We start from the raw sequence: 5738 nt of genomic DNA, 5'->3' as shown, positions 1-5738 counted from the left end.
CATTTTCAGGTGGTCAATTACCTAATTTTCAGGGAAAAAGTCCCTGAATTTTCCCCCCAATCACTCCAAGGGGCGGCACTTTTTGAGGGAAAAAAAGTCTAAAAACCTTGTTGGATAAGGTTTTTAGATTTATTCAGCAATCTCTAAATAGACTCTTTAATTGATTATCGTTTACTCTTAATTCTCCTGACTGCTCGCTAAACACGACAATTTTTGATGTTGACAAGGAGTAGTTCAGTTTAATCGGGCAGATCAAAGAGAACCCCCGTCATATAACGCTCTGCCCATTCCCAACCGAAGGCTTTTTCTAGTACACGCCGAGTTTTATCGTTTTTTTGCTGTTGACTACAATAATCCCGTTGTCCCTGTAAATAAATGCGCGTTTCTTCCCCAGAAAGAGGCTGACTTTCCCTAGCACATTTGCAGTGAATTGTCAAGAAATCTGTTACTCTTTGTAAAAATTGTCGTTCCTCGGCGGCGGTTTCGGGACGAATAAACAGACAATATTCGGAGAAAATATGACCCCAAGGCGGCAAATCACGAGCTTGGGCGAAATCTACCGCCGGTAAAGCCGCTAAAGCTTGATTATAGTCACTAGGGAGAGTTTTATCGCCACTGGTGGGAGAAAGATCCACAATAGCGGCACTGATTCCCGCTTTGCCGGAGACTATATCACATCCGAACATCGGCAGCGGATATTCTGGACGGGGGAACATGACACAGTGAAGGATATCCAAACCATTGCCCAGTTTAGCCAGTTCTAGGTGCATTTTGCGGAACTGGGGAGTTTGATAGCAGCGATTCTCGATAATTAATTTTTCCCCTTCTAAACGTCCCTCCACATAGCCTAAACCTTCCGGCAACTCAAAGGGCGACAAATCAAGATAATTTTCCCAGTCGGACAGAATTGCCGTGGCTAATTGTCCAATCAGGGGATGAAGTAACGGTAAAATTTCAGGCTTGGTAACGGCTATCATAGGTCAGTAATCAGTCATCAGTTATCAGTCATCAGTTATCAGTCATCAGTTATCGTCTCCCTATCTCCCGTCTTCTGACATCTAAAATCCACTTTACCCCAGGGAGCGATCGAGATTAGAACTGGGAAATATAAAATTAACTTTTTGATCTTTCTCCCAATTTACCCTATGGTTAGCAGTGCTGCTCGTCCAAGACCTTCCTTAAAAACCCTCTGGCAAAAGATAGAATCTTCTCCCTTGCCAGAAACCGAGGAATCGATTATTTTAAGAATTCTGGTGCAAGCTTTAGTAATCGTCGGTATTATCGCCACCGATGTGGCTACTGATAGTTATACCAGTATTTGGGCGGTTCCTCTCAGTATTATCGGCGGAATCTGGAGTTGGCGACGCAGGAAAAAGCGCAATATCGGGGCAAAATTTTGTATAGCGATCGGAATGTTAGTGGTGTTGGCGCTATTCTTGGGTAATATCGTTGCGATGCAGGATAGTCGCATTGCCTTAACACAATTATTAATTCAACTGCAAATTCTCCATAGTTTTGACCTGCCCCGACGCAAAGATTTAGGGTATTCTATGGTAATCGGTTTAATTCTCTTGGGAGTCGCAGGGACAATCTCCCAAACCCTCGCTTTTGCGCCTTGGTTAATCCTCTTTCTGCTTTTATCCCTACCTACCCTAGTTTTAGACTATCGTTCTCGTTTAGGTTTAGATAATCTCAATCAGAGTCTCCCTTTCTTCTCAAAGAAACCCCCGCGTCTAGCCACAAAAAAATTATTTTCCCCGCAAAATTCTCCCCTTTCTCCCAAACGTTTCGGTATTTTCTTTCTGACAATTCTCCTCTTGGGATTGACAATTTTTGCCCTGATGCCGCGTTTTCCGGGTTATCAAATTCAATCTTTTCCCGTCAATAGTCCCGAAGGTATGGAAAATCAGGATTTTGAACAGGGAGACAGACAAATCGTTAACCCCGGCTATGTGCGCGAGGGTGAAACGGGGAATGGTGGCGTAAATGGCGGTAATAGCCCCACTACAGGGTCAGGACAGCTAGATTACACCTTTTATTACGGTTTTAACCCCCAAATCAACCAAAATTTGCGGGGAAGTATGACTCCCCAGACAGTCATGCGGGTACGTTCTCAAGCCCCCGGATTCTGGCGCGCCATGGCCTTTGATCGCTATACTGGTCAAGGGTGGCAAATCTCGCGAAATCAAGAAGTAGAGGATTTAAATCGCAGTAGTTGGTCCTATCGCTTTTTTGTGCCGCTACCTGCAACCCAAGCCAAAACCCATCAGGTAGTCCAAACTTACAGCATTGTCTCCAGTTTACCGAATATTATCCCCGCTCTTGCTTCGCCCCAGTATCTCTTTTTTCCTACCCGACAGGTATCTTTAGACCGAGAAAATAGCTTAAGGTCGCCGGGGGGATTAGCGGAAGGGCTAACTTATACTGTAATCTCACAAGTGCCGGAACGCAATCGCAGCCAACTGCGATCGGCCTCAGAAACCTACCCTAAGTCTATTCTCAAGTATTATTTACAAATTCCTGCCGAAATTGCCCCGAAAGTCCGCCGAAAAACCGAGGAATTGCTGGCCAAATCTCCCACACCTTTAACCTCTCCCTACGAGAAGGCCCTATATCTGGCCCAAGCATTGAAGCAAAACTATGAATTAAAAACCGATTTGCCCTTTTTAGCCGAAAATGAGGATTTAGTCTCGGCCTTTTTGTTTCGTTTTCAGGGGGGTTACGCCGATCATTTTTCCACCGTGTTAACGATTATGTTACGCTCGATCGGTATTCCTGCCCGATTAGCCACCGGTTTTGCCCCTGGCCAGTTTAATCCTTTCACTGGCTTTTATGTTGTCCAAAATACGGACGCTTACGCCATCACAGAGGTGTTTTTCCCTGGTTACGGTTGGTACACTTTCGATCCTATACCGGGCCGGGAATTAATTCCCCCATCCTTTGAGGAAGCGGAACCTTTTAGTGTCCTCAAGCAATTTTGGCAATGGGTGGCCGGATGGTTGCCCTCTCCAGTAACGGGTTTTCTCGGTCTGATTTGGGAAAATGTTATCGTTACTATCGGTAAGTTATTGGGATGGTTATGGCGCTTTATTTCTGGCAGTCTTTTAGGGGGAATTCTCGGCGGTTTAGTGGGGGTCGTCTTCGCTTACGCTGGTTGGTTAGGATGGCTACAGTTCCATCGTTGGCGTCGGGGTCGCCAGTTGGCAAAACTACCACCGATCGAGCGTTTATACCAGCAAATGTTAGGAATCTTAACAGAAGCCGGTTATGGTAAACATCCCGCTCAAACCCCTTTAGAATACGCTGTCGCCGCCCGCAGCGTCCAACCGCCGCCAGTGGCGAATATTATCGAGGAGATTGCTCGCGCCTACGTTGATTGGCGTTATGGCGGGAAATCAGCTAATATCGAGAGTTTACGCCAACGTTTTCGAGAGTTGCCCAAGCTAGTGAAAAAGTGAGCTTGAGCCTATAGTTAGTAACTGAAACTTCTAAATTTCGGTTTAACTTCTCCCTTGTAGAGTAAATACAGCGTTATTCACTCACTCAAAGTACAGTATTAATTGTAAAACTGTCGGTTAGAGGACTGTGCATAATGATCCCCGATCAATTTCATCGCCTTACTGTAACGCTGTCTGAAGGGAGGCTATTAATTTCGACTAAATTTCTTTACTACTAAACTAAGAAAATATAATTATGACAAACTATCAAACAGAAATCCGAATCAAAGTTCCTTTAGATGTTGCTGAAAATTATTGGAATGCAACCGAAGAAGAACGCCAAAAAATAGAAGAAAAAATCGCTTTTTATGTTCAATCCTCAACCTTATCTAGGAAGGAATCTCTGGACAAATTATATAAAACGATGGATACTATTGGACAAAAAGCGCAAGAAAGAGGATTAACCCCCGAAATTTTAGAATCTCTCTTAAATGAAGATGAATAGACGCTTTGTTATCGATACCAATGTTATTGTTAGTTCTGTTCTATCGCCCAAGAGTAAACCTAATACTGCTTTTAAAAAAGCTCAACACTTAGGAATTATTATCGTATCTCCTGCCACTTGGCAAGAACTAGAAACTGTCTTATCTCGACCAAAATTTGATCGCTATATTAGTCTTGATGAACGCAAACAATTTTTATTGGACTTCTCTGAAACTGTTGAGTTCGTCTCAAAAATAGACTTTAGGACGGATATTTGTCGAGATACTAAAGATAATAAATATTTGGAATTAGCCGTTAATGGCAAAGCAGAGTCAATCATTACAGGGGATCAATATTTATTGATTTTACATCCTTTTCAATCTATCAATATTGTTACTGTTAATGATTTTTTACTCAGCAATTAGGACGATTACTCTTATTATGTATGGCTAAAGCCATTACTACCAACCAAAAGGCGATCGCTGGTTAGTTAAATGCTATGAGTATTCCTAAAAAAGAAATAGAAACAAATTATCAAAATCTATTGTCTAACTAATTCATAATTGATAACTTTAAGGGAGGATTAATCAATCATGTTAACAATTAATCTAGATCATGAATCAGAAAAATATTTAATTGAAATTTTGTCAGAAGAAAAAATAACTAGCCAAGAATTAGTAAAAAAACTTTTGCGTAACCATTGGATTACTTTAAAAAAATCGCCAACAGTTTTAGAAAAAATGGGTGGTTATCCTGAACATTTATTAGACGAGAGAGAAGACTTGTCTGACAGAGATATTCGTAAGCAAAAAATTGCTAAATATTTGCGCCAAAAACATGAACGCCATGAATAGTTATGACTGAATATTACCCCTTTACCCTTATTGATACAGGAATTATCGTCGCATTTTACAATAAGGGTGATCGTTATCATCAACAAGTTGTTAATTTTTTTGCTAATTGTAGTAGTCAATTAATTACGACTGTTGGCTGTGTAACTGAAACTATGTGGTTACTTGCACCAGATGTAAAAGTTCAAACAGAGTTTTTATCAGCCTTAGAAAAGGGAGTATTTATTGCTGAACATTTACTATCAGAAGATTATCAAAAAATCAAGCAATTAAATCAGATTTACCAAGACTTACCTGCTGATTTAACTGATTTATCGTTAATAGCGATTTCTGAAAGATTAAATATACCTGCTATTGCCACTTTAGATAAAGATTTTGATATTTATCGCCGTTATCGTAATCAATTTTTTATGAGAGTTTTTTATCCTCAGTAGTGCGATTACTCTTATTATCTATGGCTAAAGCCATTACTACCAACCAAAGGGCGATCGCAAGTTTTCGGGTTATTTGTATGCCGTAGAGTTTGTCATTTTCTCCTTTATTAAAATCCCTCAATCTCCTAACTATCTTCAGGACTAAATTGAGAAAGCATAATTATGACAAATTATCAAACAGAAATCCGAATCAAAGTTTCTTTAGATGTTGCTGAAACTTAGAGGAGATATAACGTTTCTTGTAACGATTTCCAATCCCCTTCAGATAGCAAAACTGCATTACCATCGCATCCCTCAATAATAATGGGTTCGTGGGAAACAGTCACTGAATCAATCAAATCCTGCAACTTTTGTTGAGCCTCATTAACCGGGATCATAAATCCTCCTAATTGTGGCTCTTCGGGAATTGCTATGCAAATAACTAACTGAAAATAAAATTAGATGAGAGAACCTACGCTCAAAAGTAGCTGAAATTCATATAGGGAACGACTTAAGGCACAAACAAATTAATACCAAAAGATATACAATTGAGT

The 5738-nt window shown here is 40.7% G+C and carries 7 protein-coding genes; 5 read left to right on the top strand and 2 right to left on the bottom strand.

Annotated elements, in window-relative coordinates; all coding sequences use genetic code 11:
- Positions 1–239: 239 nt before the first annotated feature.
- Positions 240–977: a phycocyanobilin:ferredoxin oxidoreductase gene (locus IM322_RS04530; RefSeq protein ID WP_287676526.1), complete on the bottom strand. Its 738-nt coding sequence runs from the start codon at positions 975–977 to the stop codon at positions 240–242.
- Positions 978–1145: 168 nt separating this feature from the next.
- Here IM322_RS04530 and IM322_RS04525 point away from each other — a divergent pair, with 168 nt between their 5' ends.
- From IM322_RS04525 to IM322_RS04505, 5 genes are all read left to right on the top strand, one after another.
- Positions 1146–3458, top strand: coding sequence for a transglutaminase TgpA family protein (locus IM322_RS04525; protein WP_287676525.1), 2313 nt, complete (start codon positions 1146–1148; stop codon positions 3456–3458).
- Positions 3459–3693: 235 nt separating this feature from the next.
- Positions 3694–3942 (top strand): hypothetical protein, encoded by a 249-nt coding sequence (locus tag IM322_RS04520; protein WP_286826647.1) that lies wholly within the window; start codon positions 3694–3696, stop codon positions 3940–3942.
- Positions 3929–4345, top strand: coding sequence for a putative toxin-antitoxin system toxin component, PIN family (locus tag IM322_RS04515; RefSeq protein WP_287676524.1), 417 nt, complete (start codon positions 3929–3931; stop codon positions 4343–4345). Before IM322_RS04520 ends, IM322_RS04515 begins: the two co-directional genes overlap by 14 nt.
- A 168-nt stretch (positions 4346–4513) precedes the next feature.
- On the top strand, positions 4514–4774 hold the full coding sequence (locus tag IM322_RS04510; protein WP_287676523.1) for a hypothetical protein: 261 nt from the start codon (positions 4514–4516) through the stop codon (positions 4772–4774).
- 2 nt (positions 4775–4776) lie between these two features.
- Complete coding sequence (locus IM322_RS04505; RefSeq protein WP_287676521.1) at positions 4777–5205, top strand: type II toxin-antitoxin system VapC family toxin; 429 nt, start codon at positions 4777–4779, stop codon at positions 5203–5205.
- A 218-nt stretch (positions 5206–5423) separates the two neighbouring features.
- Here the strand turns inward: IM322_RS04505 and IM322_RS04500 are convergent, their stop codons facing one another.
- A complete protein-coding gene (locus IM322_RS04500; protein ID WP_287676519.1) occupies positions 5424–5582 on the bottom strand; it encodes a type II toxin-antitoxin system Phd/YefM family antitoxin in 159 nt (52 codons plus the stop codon).
- Positions 5583–5738: the final 156 nt, after the last annotated feature.

The sequence above is a fragment of the Microcystis sp. M109S1 genome (genome assembly GCF_020247025.1).
In the GTDB taxonomy this organism is placed as follows: domain Bacteria; phylum Cyanobacteriota; class Cyanobacteriia; order Cyanobacteriales; family Microcystaceae; genus Microcystis.
Note: the sequence above shows the minus strand (reverse complement) of the source record. Positions and strands in the feature narration are given on the sequence as shown.

Coding starts and splice junctions, on each gene's coding strand:
- IM322_RS04525 (WP_287676525.1), top strand. CDS start 1,146: ATGGTTAGCAGTGCTGCTCGTCCAAGACCTTCCTTAAAAACCCTCTGG.
- IM322_RS04510 (WP_287676523.1), top strand. CDS start 4,514: ATGTTAACAATTAATCTAGATCATGAATCAGAAAAATATTTAATTGAA.
- IM322_RS04500 (WP_287676519.1), bottom strand. CDS start 5,582: ATGATCCCGGTTAATGAGGCTCAACAAAAGTTGCAGGATTTGATTGAT.
- IM322_RS04530 (WP_287676526.1), bottom strand. CDS start 977: ATGATAGCCGTTACCAAGCCTGAAATTTTACCGTTACTTCATCCCCTG.
- IM322_RS04505 (WP_287676521.1), top strand. CDS start 4,777: ATGACTGAATATTACCCCTTTACCCTTATTGATACAGGAATTATCGTC.
- IM322_RS04515 (WP_287676524.1), top strand. CDS start 3,929: ATGAAGATGAATAGACGCTTTGTTATCGATACCAATGTTATTGTTAGT.
- IM322_RS04520 (WP_286826647.1), top strand. CDS start 3,694: ATGACAAACTATCAAACAGAAATCCGAATCAAAGTTCCTTTAGATGTT.